Source organism: Brachyspira hampsonii, assembly GCF_002214805.1.
GTDB lineage: Bacteria > Spirochaetota > Brachyspiria > Brachyspirales > Brachyspiraceae > Brachyspira > Brachyspira hampsonii.
The window spans coordinates 1,909,715-1,925,062 of the sequence record NZ_CP019914.1 but is presented as its reverse complement, the minus strand read 5'-3'; the positions used below and the strand labels follow the sequence as shown (position 1 = coordinate 1,925,062).

The 15,348-nt window shown below is 27.1% G+C and carries 14 protein-coding genes and 1 pseudogene; 13 read left to right on the top strand and 2 right to left on the bottom strand.

The window, feature by feature from the left end; translation table 11 throughout:
• Window positions 1-11: 11 nt before the first annotated feature.
• From BHAMNSH16_RS08400 to BHAMNSH16_RS08375, 6 genes are read left to right on the top strand one after another with little or no spacing between them, the layout of a single operon-like run.
• On the top strand, window positions 12-965 hold the full coding sequence (locus BHAMNSH16_RS08400; protein ID WP_008729839.1) for a sugar phosphate isomerase/epimerase family protein: 954 nt from the start codon (window positions 12-14) through the stop codon (window positions 963-965).
• A gap of 23 nt (window positions 966-988) precedes the next feature.
• Window positions 989-1,765, top strand: coding sequence for an inositol monophosphatase family protein (locus BHAMNSH16_RS08395; protein ID WP_008729840.1), 777 nt, complete (start codon window positions 989-991; stop codon window positions 1,763-1,765).
• A 35-nt stretch (window positions 1,766-1,800) separates the two neighbouring features.
• Window positions 1,801-2,592, top strand: a complete 792-nt coding sequence (locus BHAMNSH16_RS08390) for a PTS mannose/fructose/sorbose/N-acetylgalactosamine transporter subunit IIC (RefSeq protein WP_008729843.1) — start codon at window positions 1,801-1,803, stop codon at window positions 2,590-2,592.
• The gene (locus BHAMNSH16_RS08385; protein ID WP_008729844.1) at window positions 2,585-3,382 is read left to right on the top strand and encodes a PTS system mannose/fructose/sorbose family transporter subunit IID; all 798 of its coding nucleotides are present in this window, start codon (window positions 2,585-2,587) and stop codon (window positions 3,380-3,382) included. The genes BHAMNSH16_RS08390 and BHAMNSH16_RS08385 overlap by 8 nt, the downstream gene beginning before the upstream one ends.
• A 22-nt stretch (window positions 3,383-3,404) precedes the next feature.
• A complete protein-coding gene (locus BHAMNSH16_RS08380; protein ID WP_008729845.1) occupies window positions 3,405-3,881 on the top strand; it encodes a PTS sugar transporter subunit IIB in 477 nt (158 codons plus the stop codon).
• A 14-nt stretch (window positions 3,882-3,895) separates the two neighbouring features.
• Window positions 3,896-4,315 carry a PTS sugar transporter subunit IIA gene (locus tag BHAMNSH16_RS08375; protein ID WP_069732282.1) on the top strand — a complete coding sequence of 140 codons (420 nt, stop codon included), beginning with the start codon at window positions 3,896-3,898 and terminating at the stop codon, window positions 4,313-4,315.
• A gap of 978 nt (window positions 4,316-5,293) precedes the next feature.
• Here BHAMNSH16_RS08375 and BHAMNSH16_RS08370 read toward each other — a convergent pair.
• Entirely contained in the window at window positions 5,294-7,696 is a 2,403-nt protein-coding gene (locus BHAMNSH16_RS08370) for a tetratricopeptide repeat protein (protein ID WP_069732281.1), read from the bottom strand.
• A 237-nt stretch (window positions 7,697-7,933) separates the two neighbouring features.
• Here BHAMNSH16_RS08370 and BHAMNSH16_RS08365 point away from each other — a divergent pair, with 237 nt between their 5' ends.
• The 7 genes and pseudogenes from BHAMNSH16_RS08365 (at window position 7,934) to BHAMNSH16_RS08335 (ending at window position 14,651) form a co-directional block, all read left to right on the top strand.
• Complete coding sequence (locus BHAMNSH16_RS08365; protein ID WP_008727973.1) at window positions 7,934-8,167, top strand: 4Fe-4S dicluster domain-containing protein; 234 nt, start codon at window positions 7,934-7,936, stop codon at window positions 8,165-8,167.
• Window positions 8,167-9,225, top strand: a complete 1,059-nt coding sequence (vorB, locus tag BHAMNSH16_RS08360) for a 3-methyl-2-oxobutanoate dehydrogenase subunit VorB (RefSeq protein ID WP_008727972.1) — start codon at window positions 8,167-8,169, stop codon at window positions 9,223-9,225. Before BHAMNSH16_RS08365 ends, vorB begins: the two co-directional genes overlap by 1 nt.
• Window positions 9,222-9,956, top strand: coding sequence for a thiamine pyrophosphate-dependent enzyme (locus BHAMNSH16_RS08355; RefSeq protein ID WP_008727971.1), 735 nt, complete (start codon window positions 9,222-9,224; stop codon window positions 9,954-9,956). The genes vorB and BHAMNSH16_RS08355 overlap by 4 nt, the downstream gene beginning before the upstream one ends.
• A 13-nt stretch (window positions 9,957-9,969) precedes the next feature.
• Window positions 9,970-10,524 carry a 2-oxoacid:acceptor oxidoreductase family protein gene (locus BHAMNSH16_RS08350; RefSeq protein WP_008727970.1) on the top strand — a complete coding sequence of 185 codons (555 nt, stop codon included), beginning with the start codon at window positions 9,970-9,972 and terminating at the stop codon, window positions 10,522-10,524.
• A gap of 1,005 nt (window positions 10,525-11,529) precedes the next feature.
• Window positions 11,530-12,330: a DUF2262 domain-containing protein gene (locus BHAMNSH16_RS08345; RefSeq protein WP_039955119.1), complete on the top strand. Its 801-nt coding sequence runs from the start codon at window positions 11,530-11,532 to the stop codon at window positions 12,328-12,330.
• Between the two features lie 325 nt (window positions 12,331-12,655).
• Window positions 12,656-13,425, top strand: a pseudogene (locus BHAMNSH16_RS08340) (DUF2262 domain-containing protein).
• 584 nt (window positions 13,426-14,009) lie between these two features.
• Window positions 14,010-14,651: a hypothetical protein gene (locus BHAMNSH16_RS08335; RefSeq protein ID WP_039954639.1), complete on the top strand. Its 642-nt coding sequence runs from the start codon at window positions 14,010-14,012 to the stop codon at window positions 14,649-14,651.
• Window positions 14,652-14,715: 64 nt separating this feature from the next.
• Here BHAMNSH16_RS08335 and BHAMNSH16_RS08330 read toward each other — a convergent pair whose 3' ends face one another.
• Entirely contained in the window at window positions 14,716-15,345 is a 630-nt protein-coding gene (locus tag BHAMNSH16_RS08330) for a cyclase family protein (RefSeq protein ID WP_008729433.1), read from the bottom strand.
• Window positions 15,346-15,348: the final 3 nt, after the last annotated feature.

Below are 15,348 nucleotides of genomic sequence, written 5' to 3'. Positions count from 1 at the left end.
AGGAATAAAAAATGAAAAAATGTTTTGATATATCGGCTCATCTGTATTTTAAAGAATATAAAGATGAAAATGCAAAAAATAATAACTCAATTAAAGATGAAGATCAAATTTTTTCTGAAACAAAAATTTCTGAAAGTTTTGATATGCTTAGAGAATTAGATATTAACTGGTTTAATACATGGACTCATTCGAATATTTATACGGATTTTTCCGGAGAAAAAGAAATAGTTAAATCAATAGAAAGACATTTAAATAAATACAGATATATAAAGTTATCTTCTTTGCATTATAATGGTTCAATTTTTGATTTAGATGAAAAAATAAATAGTAAGAATATTGAACAAATGAAAAATTATATAGAATTAGTAAGAAATCTAAAACCTGTAAGTATAGTGATGCATCCTGGAGTTTTTGGTGAAGGCGGTTTTGCAAAGAATTTACCTAATTATCAGAAAGCCGTAGAAATTTTAGGATCTGAACGAGTAAAAGAAAAAGTAGCTGAAAATATAAGATATTTCGGGGAGTTTGCAAATACTTATGGAATAAAAATAGCTGTAGAAAATATTTTTAAGGGAAGAATATACAGCAAAATAGATGATTTAATAGATTTAGTAAATACGGTTAATATGGAAAATGTAGGTTTTTGTTTAGATGTAGGACATGGAAATTATGATGGTATAAATATATCTGAAACAATAAGATTAATGAAAGATAAATTATTTGAATTACATCTTAGCGATAATTTAGGAGACAGAGATGCTCATTTACCTATTGGTTTTGGAAATATAGATTGGGTTTCTGTAATTAATACTTTAAGAGAAATAGGTTATAAAGGAACAGCAACTTTTGAATTCTTTAGATGGCCTATAGAAGATAAAAAATTAGGTTTAAAAATGGCAATTGAAACTTGGAAAACTTTTGAGAATATAGCTATCAATGGATATCATACATTAGATTATATATAAAATTGTATAGGGAGAATAATTGTATGAATGATTTATTATACTGCCATAATATAGTTATAGGGATACTAAAAGAAATAAGAGAAAAAATTATATCATCAAAATTAAATAAAAATGATATTGATACAAAGACTAATAGAAGAGATTTAGTAACAATTATAGATAAACAAACAGAAGATTTTATATCTAGTAAATTAAATGAAAATTTTAAAGATCACTATATTTTAGGAGAAGAAACATTTAAAAAAGATAACAATTTAGAAAAAAATGAAAATGTTTGGATTATAGATCCTATTGATGCTACAGCCAATTTCATAAAACAAGAAACAGATTATTGTATTTTAATAGCTTTTTTTCAAAATAAAATTCCAAAACTTGGCTATATATTTGATATTAAAAAAAATGAATTAATACATGCTATAGATGGAGAAGGGGTTTTCATAAATGATATAAGAATAAAAGAACCTGAAAATATAGCACTTGAAGAAGCTTTAATATCTATTGATGTTAGAAAAATGTGGAAAAGTGAATTATTAAAAACAGTTATTAATAATGGTTTTGATTTGAGATATATAGGTTGTGCTGGACTTGACGGATTTAAAGTGGCAAGAGGACATTTTGGTGCTTTTATATGTCCAAATTTAGGACCTTGGGATTTTGCTCCTTTATTATTAATAGCAAAAGAATTAAATTTACATGTATCAGATTTTAATGGTAATGAATTGCTGTTTGCCAAAAGAAGCGACTTTATTATATCTACTAATCAGACATATCTTGATATAAAAAATTTATTAAAAAGATAAATAAAAAATAATCATTATAAAAAGGGGGGAATATTGTGGAAATTAGTTTATGGCAAATTATACTTCTCACTTTATACTCAGTTTTAACTATTTATGATAATTTAAATTTAAAACTTGAATTGGGTAAACCATTGATGGCAGGCTGCTTTGCTGGTATTGTCATGGGGGATATGGCTACAGGTCTTCTTATAGGAGCTACGCTCCAGCTTTTAATCTTAGGAGTTGGAAGTTTTGGAGGAGCAAGCATACCTGACTATTCAACTGCTGCATTAATAGCGGCACCTTTAGCAATAATAACAGGACAAGATATGCAGTTTGCTATAGGATTGGGAGTTCCTATAGGACTTCTTATGACACAATTGGATATTTTAGCTAGATTTGCCAATGTATTTATTATGAAAAAGGCAGAAAAAGCTTTACAAGATGAGAAATATGAAAAAATTAATTTATATAATCATTTGGGAATGGTAAATTGGGGTATTTCAAGAGGGCTGCCTGTTTTTTTGGCACTTTATTTTGGTGTTGATTTTGTAAATACTATATTGCAGTATTCTCCTCAATGGCTTTTAAATGGATTAAAAGCTGCAGGAGGAGTATTGCCTGCTGTTGGAATAGCTATATTATTAAAATATTTGCCTGTTAAAAATTTTATAGCTTATCTTATTCTTGGATTTGTATTAGCAGCATATTTAAAGCTTCCTATGCTCTCAATAGCACTTATAGGAATAGCATTTGCAATTATTAATTATCAGAACAGCAATAAATTCTTAATGAATGAAAATAAAATATATGAAACTAATTATGAAGGGGATAATGAAGATGAATAAATATAATATTACAAAAAAAGATATGGATAAAGTCTTTTTCAGATGGATCACAAGAGCTCAAAGCTGCTGGAATTATGAAACTATGCAAGGTTTAGGTTATTGCAGCACTATCTATCCTATACTGAAAAAAATATATACAGATAAAAACGAACTTAAAGAAATGATGAAATTACATCTTCAATTTTTTAATACTAATGTTGTAACAGGAGGATTTGTTCTAGGGGCAGATACAGCAATAGAAGCAAATAATGGATATAAAAGTAAAGATATGATTCCGGCAATAAAAACCGGATTAATGGGACCTTTGGCAGGAGTTGGAGATACTTTTTTTACAGTTACAATAAACACTGTATTAGGCTCAATAGCAGCATATATGGCATTGCAGGGAAATCCTATAGGAATAGTACTTTGGTTAATTGGAAGTATAATAAAAATAGGAATATCTAGATGGTTTGCTCATTTAGCTTTTGATAAAGGACAAAAAGTTGTATCTCAAATAAGCGGTACTTTAAAAAAGTTTACTGATTCTAGTACTGTTTTAGGAATGACTGTTGTAGGAGCATTAATTCCTACTGTGATAAATATTACTTTGAAGTTAGTACCTACAATAGGTGAATTGAAAGTTAATATTCAAGAAGAAATGTTGGATAAAATGCTTCCTCAATTACTACCTGTTTTAGCTGTAGCTTTTGTATATTGGCTGTTAGGAAAAAAATATATGAATTCAACAAGAGTTCTTTTAATAATTATAGCTTTAAGTATTTTATTAAATTCACTTGGAATAATTTAATAAATTTAAAAGGAGATTTAATATGAAAGGTTTTGTTAATATAAGAATAGATTCTAGATTAATTCATGGTCAGGTGGCAGGAATATGGGCTCCTTATTTACAAATCAATAGAATAATGATAATAGACGATGAAATAGCTAATGACGATATGCAGAAAGATTTATTAAGAATGGTGGCACCTGCTGGTGTAAGCACTTCTATTCTCACGAAAGAAAAGGCATTAAAAAATATATTAGAAGATAAATATGCATTACAAAAAGTTATGCTTGTAGTAAAGACACCATATTATTTGAAATATTTAATAGAAAATGGTGTAGAAGTAAAATCCATTAATGTAGGTAATATGTCAACTAGAGAAAATACAAGAAAAATTACTCCTACAGTAAATATTACAGAAGAAGAAGAGAGTATATTGAAAAGTTTAATAAATAAAAATGTTGAAATTACTGTTCAAATGGTGCCAAATGACAGCATTAAATATTTAAAAGATTTGTTATAATTAAGGAATATATTATGAGTACAGCTATAGTTATTATATCGCATGGCAGAACTGCAGAAGCATTACTTGAAACTGTTGAAATGATTTGCGGAAAACAGAAAAATACTGCTGCTGTTAATTTTTATATGGATATGGATAATTTAATCTTAATGGAAAATTGTAAAAATAAAATATCATTTCTTGATATAGAAGAAGGTATTATATTTTTTGTAGACATATTTGGAGGAACTCCATTTAATACAGCATATATATTGTCTAAAACTTATAAAAATTCGTATATTATAAGCGGCGTAAATATTCCGATGTTGATAGAAGCCTATGAGATAAGAAATGATAATATTGAATTAGAAGAAAAAATTTCATTAATAAAAAAATCAGCTATAGAAACAATTTCAGGTATTATTGATAATAAATCAAATGAAGATGATGAATAATAAAATAAAAAATCTTGGGTGGGCAGCTAAAATAACATGTAAAATTAAAAAGAAAAATAATTTATAAATTAATGATAATATTTAAAAGCCTAAAGGGTGGGCAAATGTGATTAATTTTTTTTTAACTTTAATTACATACCCCGCCATTTAGAGTTTATTGCTTTATTTTGAATTTTAGCTTCATATTATTTTGTGATTAAATAACATTTATTATCCCCCACCCAAATGTATTTAAATTTGATGCCAATTCAGCACACGGTAAAAGAAACAAAATATATAGAATTAATTAACAATAAAAATTTGACTATGCTAAAAAATAATTTCTGCGTGTGCTTTGAATGTTTTAAACCTAATTAAAACTAGGGTGGACGTTAATAATTTATAATAAAGTAAAAAGTCAAATAAAATTTTGATTTCATAATTAAGCAATAAACCTATAGGGTGGGGAGTGAAAATAAATTTTAAAGCTTTTATTACATACCCGCCCTTTTGTTTTTATAATGGTAATTTGATATTGCTAATTTCTTTATATTTAAAGAGCTATTAGAAATTAAGGCACCCGCCCAAGTGTTATATAAATTGAAAAAATATTTAACGCACGGTTAATAAAATTTATAATATAATGAAATTTGAATTACAAATAAATCTATATTCCTAATTCTATTTTGCGTGCGGTAACAATACAACAAATCTAAAAAATCTTGGGTGGGCAGCTAAAATAACATGTGAAATTAAAAAGAAAAATAATTTATAAATTACTGATAATGTTTGAAAGCCTAAAGGGTGGGCAAATGTGATTAAAGTTTAAAACTTAATTTACATACCCCGCCCTTTTGTTTTTATAATGGTAATTTGATATTGATAATTTCTTTATATTTAAAGAACTATCAGAAATTAAGGCACCCGCCAAAGTGTTGATTAAATTTTAAATTTATTTAACATAAGATTTAATTTCAATTTATATTTTTAATACGAATATTAAAACTCTATGTTATTTTTAATACAAAACTCTTCAGCAGTTTTTATTTTTTCTTTAGCTAAGGACACAATACATTTTTTTATTAATTTTTTATCATCTTTTTTTGAAAAACTGTAAGCATTATAAAAATATTCATACGCATCTTTATTAAAAATATTATACTTATTATTCATTTTATCTAATTGTATATATATGTATGCTATGCTGTTATTGGCTAAAGCATGCTTACTATTTAACTTTAAAGCCTCTCTAAAACATAATAGAGCATCATTATAATATTTATAAGCATTGTCATAATCTTTCATTGACAGATATATATTAGCTAATTTAGTTGTGCTGTATCCCATACTGTCATAAATAGAAGCATTATTTAAATTATCATCTATTTTTAATGCCAATCCTTTTTCATAATATAGTAAAGCATCTTTAATTAAATCTATAGCTCTCTGAATGCTGCCGTTTTTAAATTCATTGTTTGAATACTTTGTCTTTGAAAAACCTATTCCATTATAAGCATTAGCATATTTAGGATTAATTTCCAAAGCTCTTATATAATCCTCATAAGCCTCATTATAAAGTTTTAATCCTACTTTGCTTAATCCTCTGTTATAATAAGCATCAATAGAATAATTATCAGTCTCAATTACTTTAGTATAGCATTCGACAGCTTTTTGATAATCTTTTAAAGAATCATAACATATACCTATATTAAAATAAGCATCTATTATAGTACTATCAATATCGATTACTTTATAAAAATCTTCTATAGCTTCATGGTATAATTCCATCTCAATTTCTGCTAAAGCCCTATTATAAAATGCATCAGGAGTATTCGGCTCAAGTTCAATGACTCTTGTATAGTATTTCAAAGCTGTTTCATATTCTTCTAAAGCATCATAAGATAAAGCTAAATGATAATTAGCATATACATTTTCATTATCAAGCTCTATTACCTTTTTGAAATCTTTAATGGCTGAATCATAATCACTATTTCTATAATATATAAGTCCCCTTTCATTATATGCATTAATATAATTAGTATCTAATTCTATAGCCTTGTTTATATATTTTAAAGCTTCATCTAATTCATTTAAATATGAGCTAGTAAGTCCTCTATAATAATAAAACTCACTGTCGCCGTCATATAATGAAATAGCCTTATCAAAATCTTCTATAGCCTCTTTATATAAATGCATTCTTCCTTTTAATAATGCTCTGTTATTGTATAAATAAGCATCATTTTTCTCAAGCTCTATTGCTTTATTATAATCCTCCAATGCCTCATCATACATCTGCATTTCATTTTTTATAAGTCCTCTATTATTATATGAATAAGTATCTTCAGGATTTAATTCTATAGCTTTATTATAATCCTCTAATGCTTCTTCATATAATTGTAAAGATTCTTCAGCTAATGCCCTGTTATAATATGAATAATATATATCATCATTCATTTCTATCATTTTAGTGTAATAATTAATAGCATCTTTATAATTTCCTAATTTATATTCAAGAAGTCCCATATCATTATAGATGCTGATAATATTATCCTCATCAGCATATTCTAATGCCTTTTTATAATCAGCCATAGCATCTTTATATAATTCTAAACTATTTTTAGTAAGCCCCCTAAAATAATAAGCATTAGAAAAATGATCATCTAATTCAATAGCTTTATCAAAATCATTAACAGCATCTTCATATAGTCCTAAAAAAAACTCTGTCAAAGCTTTGGAATAATATGAATCACTGTCATCATATCTTAATTCTAAGATTTTATTAAAATCAGATAATGCTTCCTCATACATATTGAGATATCTCTTAGAATGTCCTCTATAATAATAAGCATCATCAATTTCATCATCTAGCAACAAAGCTATATCAAAATTTTTTATGGCTTCCTGATATCTTCCCAAATAAAAATATCCTAATCCTATATAATATATAGCCTCAGCATCATCTTCATTAAATTCTAATACCTTTTTAAAATCTTTAATTCCTTCTTCATATCTCCCTAAATATGATTTAGAATGTCCTCTATTATAGTAGGCATTAGATTTTTCTGGAGACAATTCTATAACTTTATCAAAATCTTTAATAGCCTCCTCATAGTTTTTCAAATTAAAATATGATAGTCCCCTATTATAGTACGCATCCACTAAAGTATCATGAGTATTGCTTATTTCCTCATCGCTTATATTTTTACCTTCTTCATCATCTTCATTATCATAAGAATCGCTATATATGATAAATTCGCTGTCTGAATATGCAATAATATATTTATTGTATATATCTATAACTTCATTTAAATATTCTATTGATTTTTCATAATCTTTGCTGATAAAAGCATGATGGCCCAAATCAAATAATCTTTCTATATTCCTTTTATCATCTATATTCATTAACCATAACTCCAATAATACATTACTTTTATAAGTATATACAAAAATATAATAATTACTATATATAAATAGTTAATATTATTCATAAATAATAGTTAATACTATTCATTGATTTATTTTAATTTTTAGATTAAATTTTAACATACGAATATTTTTCAATATAAAATAATATTTTGTACCAATAGTTTTTATAGTATTATTATATTAATAAGGTTTAATATCAATAAAGGAGGATATATGGCTAAAGGCAGAGTGACTATTGATAGAGAACAATGTAAAGGATGCTCCAACTGCATATCTGTTTGTCCAACTAAGATACTGTATTTAGATAAAGAAGATATGAATTCTTGGGGATATTACCCAGCAGCTGTTACAGATATGGAAAAATGTATAGGATGTGCTAATTGTGCAATGATGTGTCCGGATATATGCATAACAGTTGAGAGGCTAGATAAAGAGGAGAGTAAATAATGGCTAGAACATTGATGAAAGGAAATGAGGCTATGGCTAGTGCGGCTATTGCTGCAGGATGTAAATGTTTTTTTGGGTATCCTATTACACCGCAGAATGAGATACCTGAATTTATGTCAAAAGCTATGTATGAATCAGGCGGGGCATTTGTGCAGGCAGAAAGTGAAGTTGCTGCAATTAATATGGTTTATGGGGCAGGAGGAGCCGGAGTGAGAGCTATGACATCTTCTTCTTCGCCGGGTATAGCTTTAAAACAGGAGGGTATATCATATCTTGCAGGTTCTGAAGTTCCTGCGGTAATACTTAATGTTATGAGAGGAGGTCCAGGACTTGGAAGCATACAGCCTTCACAAAGCGATTATAATATGATGACTAGAGGCGGAGGAGATGGTGATTATAATTGTCCTGTTTTAGCCCCTGCCAATTTACAGGAAGCAGCTGATATGATAATGGAAGCCTTTGATATAGCAGATCATTATAGAACTCCTGTGTATGTTGCTGCTGACGGGTATATAGGTCAGATGATGGAGCCTGTAGATATAGTGTATAAGCCTAAATATGAGATAAAAGAAAAAACTTGGGCTGCTTGCGGAAAAAGAGGCAAAAGAGAAAAAAATAATATTATTAATTCTCTTTATTTAGAGCCTGAATTATTATATGAACACAATCTGAACTTACAGAGAAAATATGATGAAATAAAAGAGAAAGAAGCAAGAGCAGAAAAATATCATACAGATGATGCAGAACTTATATTTGTTTCTTATGGTACTATGTCAAGAATTGTAAGATGGGTTGTTGATAAGTTTAGAGAAGAAGGTAAAAAAGTAGGTATGATTCGTCCCCAAACTTTATGGCCTTTCCCGGTTAAAGCATTTGATAACCCAAATTGCAAAATGTATATAAGTATTGAACTTAGTATGGGGCAAATGGTTGATGATATAAAACTTGCAATAGAATGCAGAGTACCTGTTAAATTCTATGGAAAGGCTGGAGGATTAGTACCTACTTCTCATGAGATAATAGATAATGTGAGGGATTTAGCAGGAGGTTTAATATGATAGTATTTGAAAAGTCAAAGGGATTGAGCGATGCTAGGACACATTATTGTCCGGGCTGTATGCATGGTACGGCTCAGAGGATAATAGCTGAATGTATAGAGGAGCTTGGTGTATTAGAAAAAGCTGTTGGCATTGCTTCTGTAGGATGTTCTGTACTTGCTTATAAATATTTTTCTTGCGATATGCAGCAGGCAGCACATGGAAGGGCTCCGGCTGTTGCTACAGGTATAAAAAGGGCTATTCCAGATAGTGTTGTATTTACAATTCAAGGAGATGGGGATTTAGCGGCAATTGGTACTGCAGAAATAATACATGCTGCAGCAAGAAGCGAAAATATAACTGTAATATTTTTGAATAATGCTATTTATGGTATGACAGGCGGTCAGATGGCCCCTACTACTTTGGAAGGTCAAAGAACAACTACTACTCAGGCAGGACGAGATTTCCATAGAGCCGGCAAACCTATAAGAGTATGTGAAATGCTTGCAACTGTAGAAGGTGCTTCTTTTGTTGAGAGAGTATCTTTAGACAGTCCTGCTAATATTAGAAAGGCTAAAATAGCAACTAAAAAGGCTTTTGAAAATCAGATTGCTGGAAAAGGTTTCTCTATAGTGGAGATGCTCACAAGCTGTACTACCAACTGGGGAATATCTCCTACAGATTCTCATAAGTGGATAAGAGATTATATGATACCTCATTATCCTCTTGGTAATTTTAGAAATGATGGTTAAAAGGAGAAAATATATGAGTACAGAAAGAATTATTTTTGCAGGATTCGGCGGTCAGGGTGTTATGTCTATGGGGCAGATGATAGCTTATGCAGGAATGATAGAAAATAAACATGTTACTTGGTGTCCTTCTTATGGTCCTGAGATGAGAGGCGGTACTGCTAATTGCTCTGTTGTTATAAGTGATGAACTTGTAGGCTCACCTATGATTTCTCATGATGCCAATGCAGCTGTTATTATGAATCTTCCTTCTCTTACCAAATTTGAAAAAGATGTTCTTCCTAATGGGATACTTTTAATAAACTCATCCTTGATAGATAAAAAAGCCTCAAGAGACGATATAAAAGCGGCTTATATAGAGGCAAATAAAATAGCGGGAGATATAGGTAATCCTAAATCAGCAAATATGGTTATGCTTGGAGCTTTGCTTACGCTTCATAATGTAGTATCTTTTGAAAGTGTACAGCAGGCATTTTTGAAAGTTTTTGGAGAGCGTAAAAAAGATTTCCTTCCAAGTAATGAAAAGGCTCTTAATGCAGGACGGGATGCCGTTAAGGATTTAATTTCATAACTTACATAAATTAAAAATGAAAAGACTTAAAACCTCTGTACTTGTGAAAGTGCGGAGGTTTTTTATATAAATCAAATAACGCACGTTTAATAAATCATTTAAATTAATTTTATTATAACTGATAATCAAACTATATTATTTAGATTTATTTATCGTGCGTTAAATAAATTTTTAAATCTAATTAACACTTGGGCGGGTGCTTTAATTTTTAATTAGACTGTAAAGATAATTGATACTAAAATTCTAAATATAGTAATAAAGAATAAAGGGCGGGTATTTAAGTAAATTTAAAACTTAACTTTTTTATTTTCAACTATTTTTTAATAACACACTTATTAATATAATTATAGTTTTAGAATTTATTCTAATCCCACCCTATAGGCTTTTTATTTAATACTGTCATTTTTGTACTTTATTTCCTATTTATTTTTATTCTGTAATTTTAGCTGCCCACCCAAGTTTTTTTAAATTTATAGCATATTTTACCGCACGCAGAATAATATTAATAATATAAGATTTTTTTGTAATTCAAATTTTATTGTATTATATAAATTTGTTTATCGTGCGTTAAATAAATTTTTAAATCTAATTATCATTTGGGCGGGGCTTTAATTTTTAATTAGACTGTAAAGATAATTGATGCTAAAATTCAAAATATAGCAATAAAGAATAAAGGGCGTGGTATTTAAGTAAATTTAAAACTTAACTTTTTTATTTTCAACCATTTTTTAATAACACGCTTATTAATATAATTACAGTTTTAGAATTTATTCTAATCCCATCCTATAAACTTTTTATAAACAGTATATAATGAAACAAATATACTTTATAAAAAATAAAATTATATTTTTATATATGGGACTTTGCCTAATACCCAACTTCTTTTGCTGACACAAGTAAAGCCCTTCTTCGGCGAGAAGCAAAAAGGCTATATTTTATCTTAAATTTAATAAATTATATTAAATGTAAGATAATTTTAGTATGATAAACTATAAAGGATATAAAATGAGTAAGGAAATTGACAATTTTAATAGCAATTTTGATGAAGAAATTTTAGACATAGCATTCGTTTTAAAAAAACAAAATTTATCAGCTGCTAAGTCAAAAGAAAAATATTATACTTTATTGTTATCAGCAATTGCATATAAAAATATTATTACCAATGAAATTATAGAAAATGAAAATTTGCTTATAGTAAAAGAAATTGAAGATACAAATCATTATTTTCAGATATTCAGAAATAAAACAATAGTAAGATTAAAAGTAAGAAAAGAAAAAGATTCATCTGGTTTATATATTAGATTTCTGCTTGAAGATATAGTTGATAATGATTATAAAGATAATGATTTAAATATTATATTAGAAAAATATTCTAAGCCTGTTTATTATAAAGATGAAGAATTAGGAGATTTTGAGCTTGACAAAAGTATAGACATGTTTAGTAGAGATATGCTATGGAATGATAATAATATTTCAATCTTATTTGAAGATATTGATGAAGAACTAAATAAAAAAAGTGTTGATATAATCAAAAAAATATTTACTAATAAAAAATATATTAATAAAAAACTAAAAGAGTATATATCAGAAAATATGCTTGAAGATGCCAACAGCTGGAACGATGATTCTGACAAGCCTCATATAAATAGAGAAGAGTTTGCAAAATTAATAACCTTAACATCTATAACTATAAGCGAAGATATTATAACATTTTGGTTTGATGACGGGGATATTTTCTGGGGACACACTATAGTAGTAGAAAGCGACTGTGATTTTAATTTTACAGATGCTCATATAGAAGGATAATTAATTTTTAGTTTACTTACCGCACGCAAAATAAGATTAATAATATAGATTTTTTTGTAATTCAAATTTTATTATATTATAAATTTTACTTACCGTGCGTTAAATAAATTTTTAATATAATTACACTTTAGCTTGTGATAAAATATATAAAAACAAAGTATTGATATCTAAGTTCTATTTTATTTTAATATCAACTTTTCCAAAGCACATATTTAAAAATTAAATCTACCACTAAATTTAAATAAATGGTTTGTATTAATAAAACTTTTAAAATTTATTATTGATATTTTATCTTATTATATTACTATATTAATAGAGTGTAAAAATGGATAAAGAAATTAAAGACTTTAATAAAAATTTTGATGATGAAATTTTTGACATGGTATTCATACTTAAAAGATCATGCTGTAAATATAATAGAATACCTTGGGAGAAATATTATACTTTATTTCTGCTATCGCTTTAAAAAATATTGCTGCTAATGTAATTATAGAAAATACTCATATTATAATTCATAAAAAAGTTAAAGAACCTGAAGAATATTTAAAAATACTCAAAGATGAAAGCATAGTAAGATTAAAGGTAAGAAAAGAAAAAAATCCTGATGACTTCTATATTAATTTTTTACTTGAAGATATAGTTGACAATGATTATAAAGATGATGATTTAAATATCATATTAGAAAAATATTCAGAGATTATTTATTATAAAGATGAAGAATTAGGAGATTTTGAACTTAATAAGGATATAAACAGTTTTAAGAAAGAGATGCCTTGGACTAACAATAATATTTTAATCTTCTTTGACAATATTAATGAAGCGTTTAATAAACAAAGCGTTGATATAATCAAAAAAATATTTACTAATAAAAAAGATATTGATAGAAAATTAAAAGAGTGTGCGGCAGAGAGTATATTTAAGCCTCATAATATAGAAAGAGAAGAATTCATAAAATCAATAAGTTTAACATCTATAAGCATATATTGTGAAGACTGTATAACATTTTATTTTAAAAACAGTGATGAACATACAATACCTGTAAATAGTGATTGGGATTTTAATTTTAAACCGATTACTCAATTAATGTTTTTTTAAATTTATATCACACTTACCGCACGTAGAATAAATTTAAAATATAAGTTTATATATGAATTCAAATTTTATTGTATTATATAAATTTGTTTACCGTGCGTTAAATAAATTCTAAACTTAATAAAAACTAGGGCGGGTGCTGAAATTTCTGATTAAGTTATGAAGATAGTTAATATTAAAATTTAAAAGTTAGTTATAAAGAATAAAGGGCGGGAAATGTAATAAAGTTTTAAAATTTAATTACACTTGCCCACCCTCTAGTTTTTTTATTTAACACTGCTATTTTTATATTTTTTTCTTTTTTATATTATTCTGTAATTTTAGCTGCCCGCCCAATTTTTTTTAAATTTATAGCATATTTACCGCACGCAGAATAATATTAACAATGCAGATTTGTTTGTAATTAAAATTTAATTATATCTATAAATTTTATTCACCGTGCGTTAAATAAATTCTAAAGTTATTTTTATAATTTGATTGTATATGAAAAATTATTATCATTTATTATATAAATAGTTGAAAAAAATATAATATTTATATATGATGGAAAAATCAATTCTATGATAAATAAAGAGAGTATTAATATTATGAAAAAATTTTTATTGCTAACTGTAATGTTAATAACAACTATCAGTACAAATCTTATGGCAAAAAGCGGATTTGGTGTTGATTTAACAGTACCTTTGGGAGCGGGAATAGGTTTTTATCTTGAAGATGGAAAACAAAGTCAAACAATAAAGCCGGATGGAGGTTTTGAATTCGGAGTATATTTAAAACCAAATTATTATTTTGATTTAAGTATTTTATCTCTTGGAATATCATTAGATTTAGGATATCAAAGAGATGTGTTTGCTTATAAATCCGATATTAGTAAATGTAATTTGACATTTGATAGTTTAAGTGTAGGCTTAATGCCTAAAATAGATATATTATTTATGTCTATAGGTTTGGGAGCAGGAGTGAAATTTCCTCTTGGCGGAAGCAGCTATTCTAAAGAAAACAGCGGCGGTGAAATAATAGAACAATATAATCTAAAACAATTACAGGATAAATTTTATAATACATATATACCTTATCTTAAAGCAAGTTTGGACTTTTTACTTCTTTATAATATAACTTTGGGTATTTATTTATCTTATGATTTTCCTCTGCTTGAATATAAAGAAAGTGTTCCTAAAATTAGAACAGGGGCTCTTGATGTAGGAGGACAAATAGGAATAAGATTCTAATAAAATTATAAAAATAAAAACCATGCCATTTATTAAAGCATGGTTTTTTATATAAAAATGTTTATTAATCTATAATAGCATAAGCCCTTACAGGAGAACCTTCTCCATCCTTTATCTTTAAAGGGGCTGCACTAAAAAAGAAACTTCTATTTTTTAATTTTTCTAAATTTACTAAAGATTCTATAATGCATATATTATTAGAAAATAAAATTTTATGAGTTAAATTATTAGTTTCTAATGAATCAACAGACGGAGTATCAAGTCCAACAGTTTTTATTTTCAATTCTACTAATTTTTCTGCTAATTTTTCATCTATATAAGGCCATAAATCAAAATACTCATCTGTACCCATTTTATTTTCCCACCCTGTTCTAAATAATACTATATCATTTCCTCTAATTTTATTAAAATCAAAATCTGAAGGTAATTTAATAGTACATCCTTTATCAGTAGGAACATCTATACAATATGCATTTCCAACATAATGGGATAAATCTATATTCTCTGTAGTTGGTTTTTCATCAATACAATGCAAAGGCGTATCAACATGAGTTGCCGTATGAACACTCATAGCTATATTTGTAACATAAAATCCAGAATTATTTCTATCATTTGTATGTTTTATCACAACTTCAGGGTTTCCCGGATATGAAGGAATTTTATCATATATAGTTGCAGAAAGATCTATTATCATATA

What these genes read in the sequence shown, in the direction of transcription:
- BHAMNSH16_RS08355 (WP_008727971.1), top strand. Translation starts at nt 9,222, where the DNA reads ATGATAGTATTTGAAAAGTCAAAGGGATTGAGCGATGCTAGGACACAT.
- BHAMNSH16_RS08385 (WP_008729844.1), top strand. Translation starts at nt 2,585, where the DNA reads ATGAATAAATATAATATTACAAAAAAAGATATGGATAAAGTCTTTTTC.
- BHAMNSH16_RS08365 (WP_008727973.1), top strand. Translation starts at nt 7,934, where the DNA reads ATGGCTAAAGGCAGAGTGACTATTGATAGAGAACAATGTAAAGGATGC.
- BHAMNSH16_RS08350 (WP_008727970.1), top strand. Translation starts at nt 9,970, where the DNA reads ATGAGTACAGAAAGAATTATTTTTGCAGGATTCGGCGGTCAGGGTGTT.
- vorB (WP_008727972.1), top strand. Translation starts at nt 8,167, where the DNA reads ATGGCTAGAACATTGATGAAAGGAAATGAGGCTATGGCTAGTGCGGCT.
- BHAMNSH16_RS08395 (WP_008729840.1), top strand. Translation starts at nt 989, where the DNA reads ATGAATGATTTATTATACTGCCATAATATAGTTATAGGGATACTAAAA.
- BHAMNSH16_RS08380 (WP_008729845.1), top strand. Translation starts at nt 3,405, where the DNA reads ATGAAAGGTTTTGTTAATATAAGAATAGATTCTAGATTAATTCATGGT.
- BHAMNSH16_RS08330 (WP_008729433.1), bottom strand. Translation starts at nt 15,345, where the DNA reads ATGATAATAGATCTTTCTGCAACTATATATGATAAAATTCCTTCATAT.
- BHAMNSH16_RS08400 (WP_008729839.1), top strand. Translation starts at nt 12, where the DNA reads ATGAAAAAATGTTTTGATATATCGGCTCATCTGTATTTTAAAGAATAT.
- BHAMNSH16_RS08370 (WP_069732281.1), bottom strand. Translation starts at nt 7,696, where the DNA reads ATGAATATAGATGATAAAAGGAATATAGAAAGATTATTTGATTTGGGC.
- BHAMNSH16_RS08345 (WP_039955119.1), top strand. Translation starts at nt 11,530, where the DNA reads ATGAGTAAGGAAATTGACAATTTTAATAGCAATTTTGATGAAGAAATT.
- BHAMNSH16_RS08375 (WP_069732282.1), top strand. Translation starts at nt 3,896, where the DNA reads ATGAGTACAGCTATAGTTATTATATCGCATGGCAGAACTGCAGAAGCA.
- BHAMNSH16_RS08335 (WP_039954639.1), top strand. Translation starts at nt 14,010, where the DNA reads ATGAAAAAATTTTTATTGCTAACTGTAATGTTAATAACAACTATCAGT.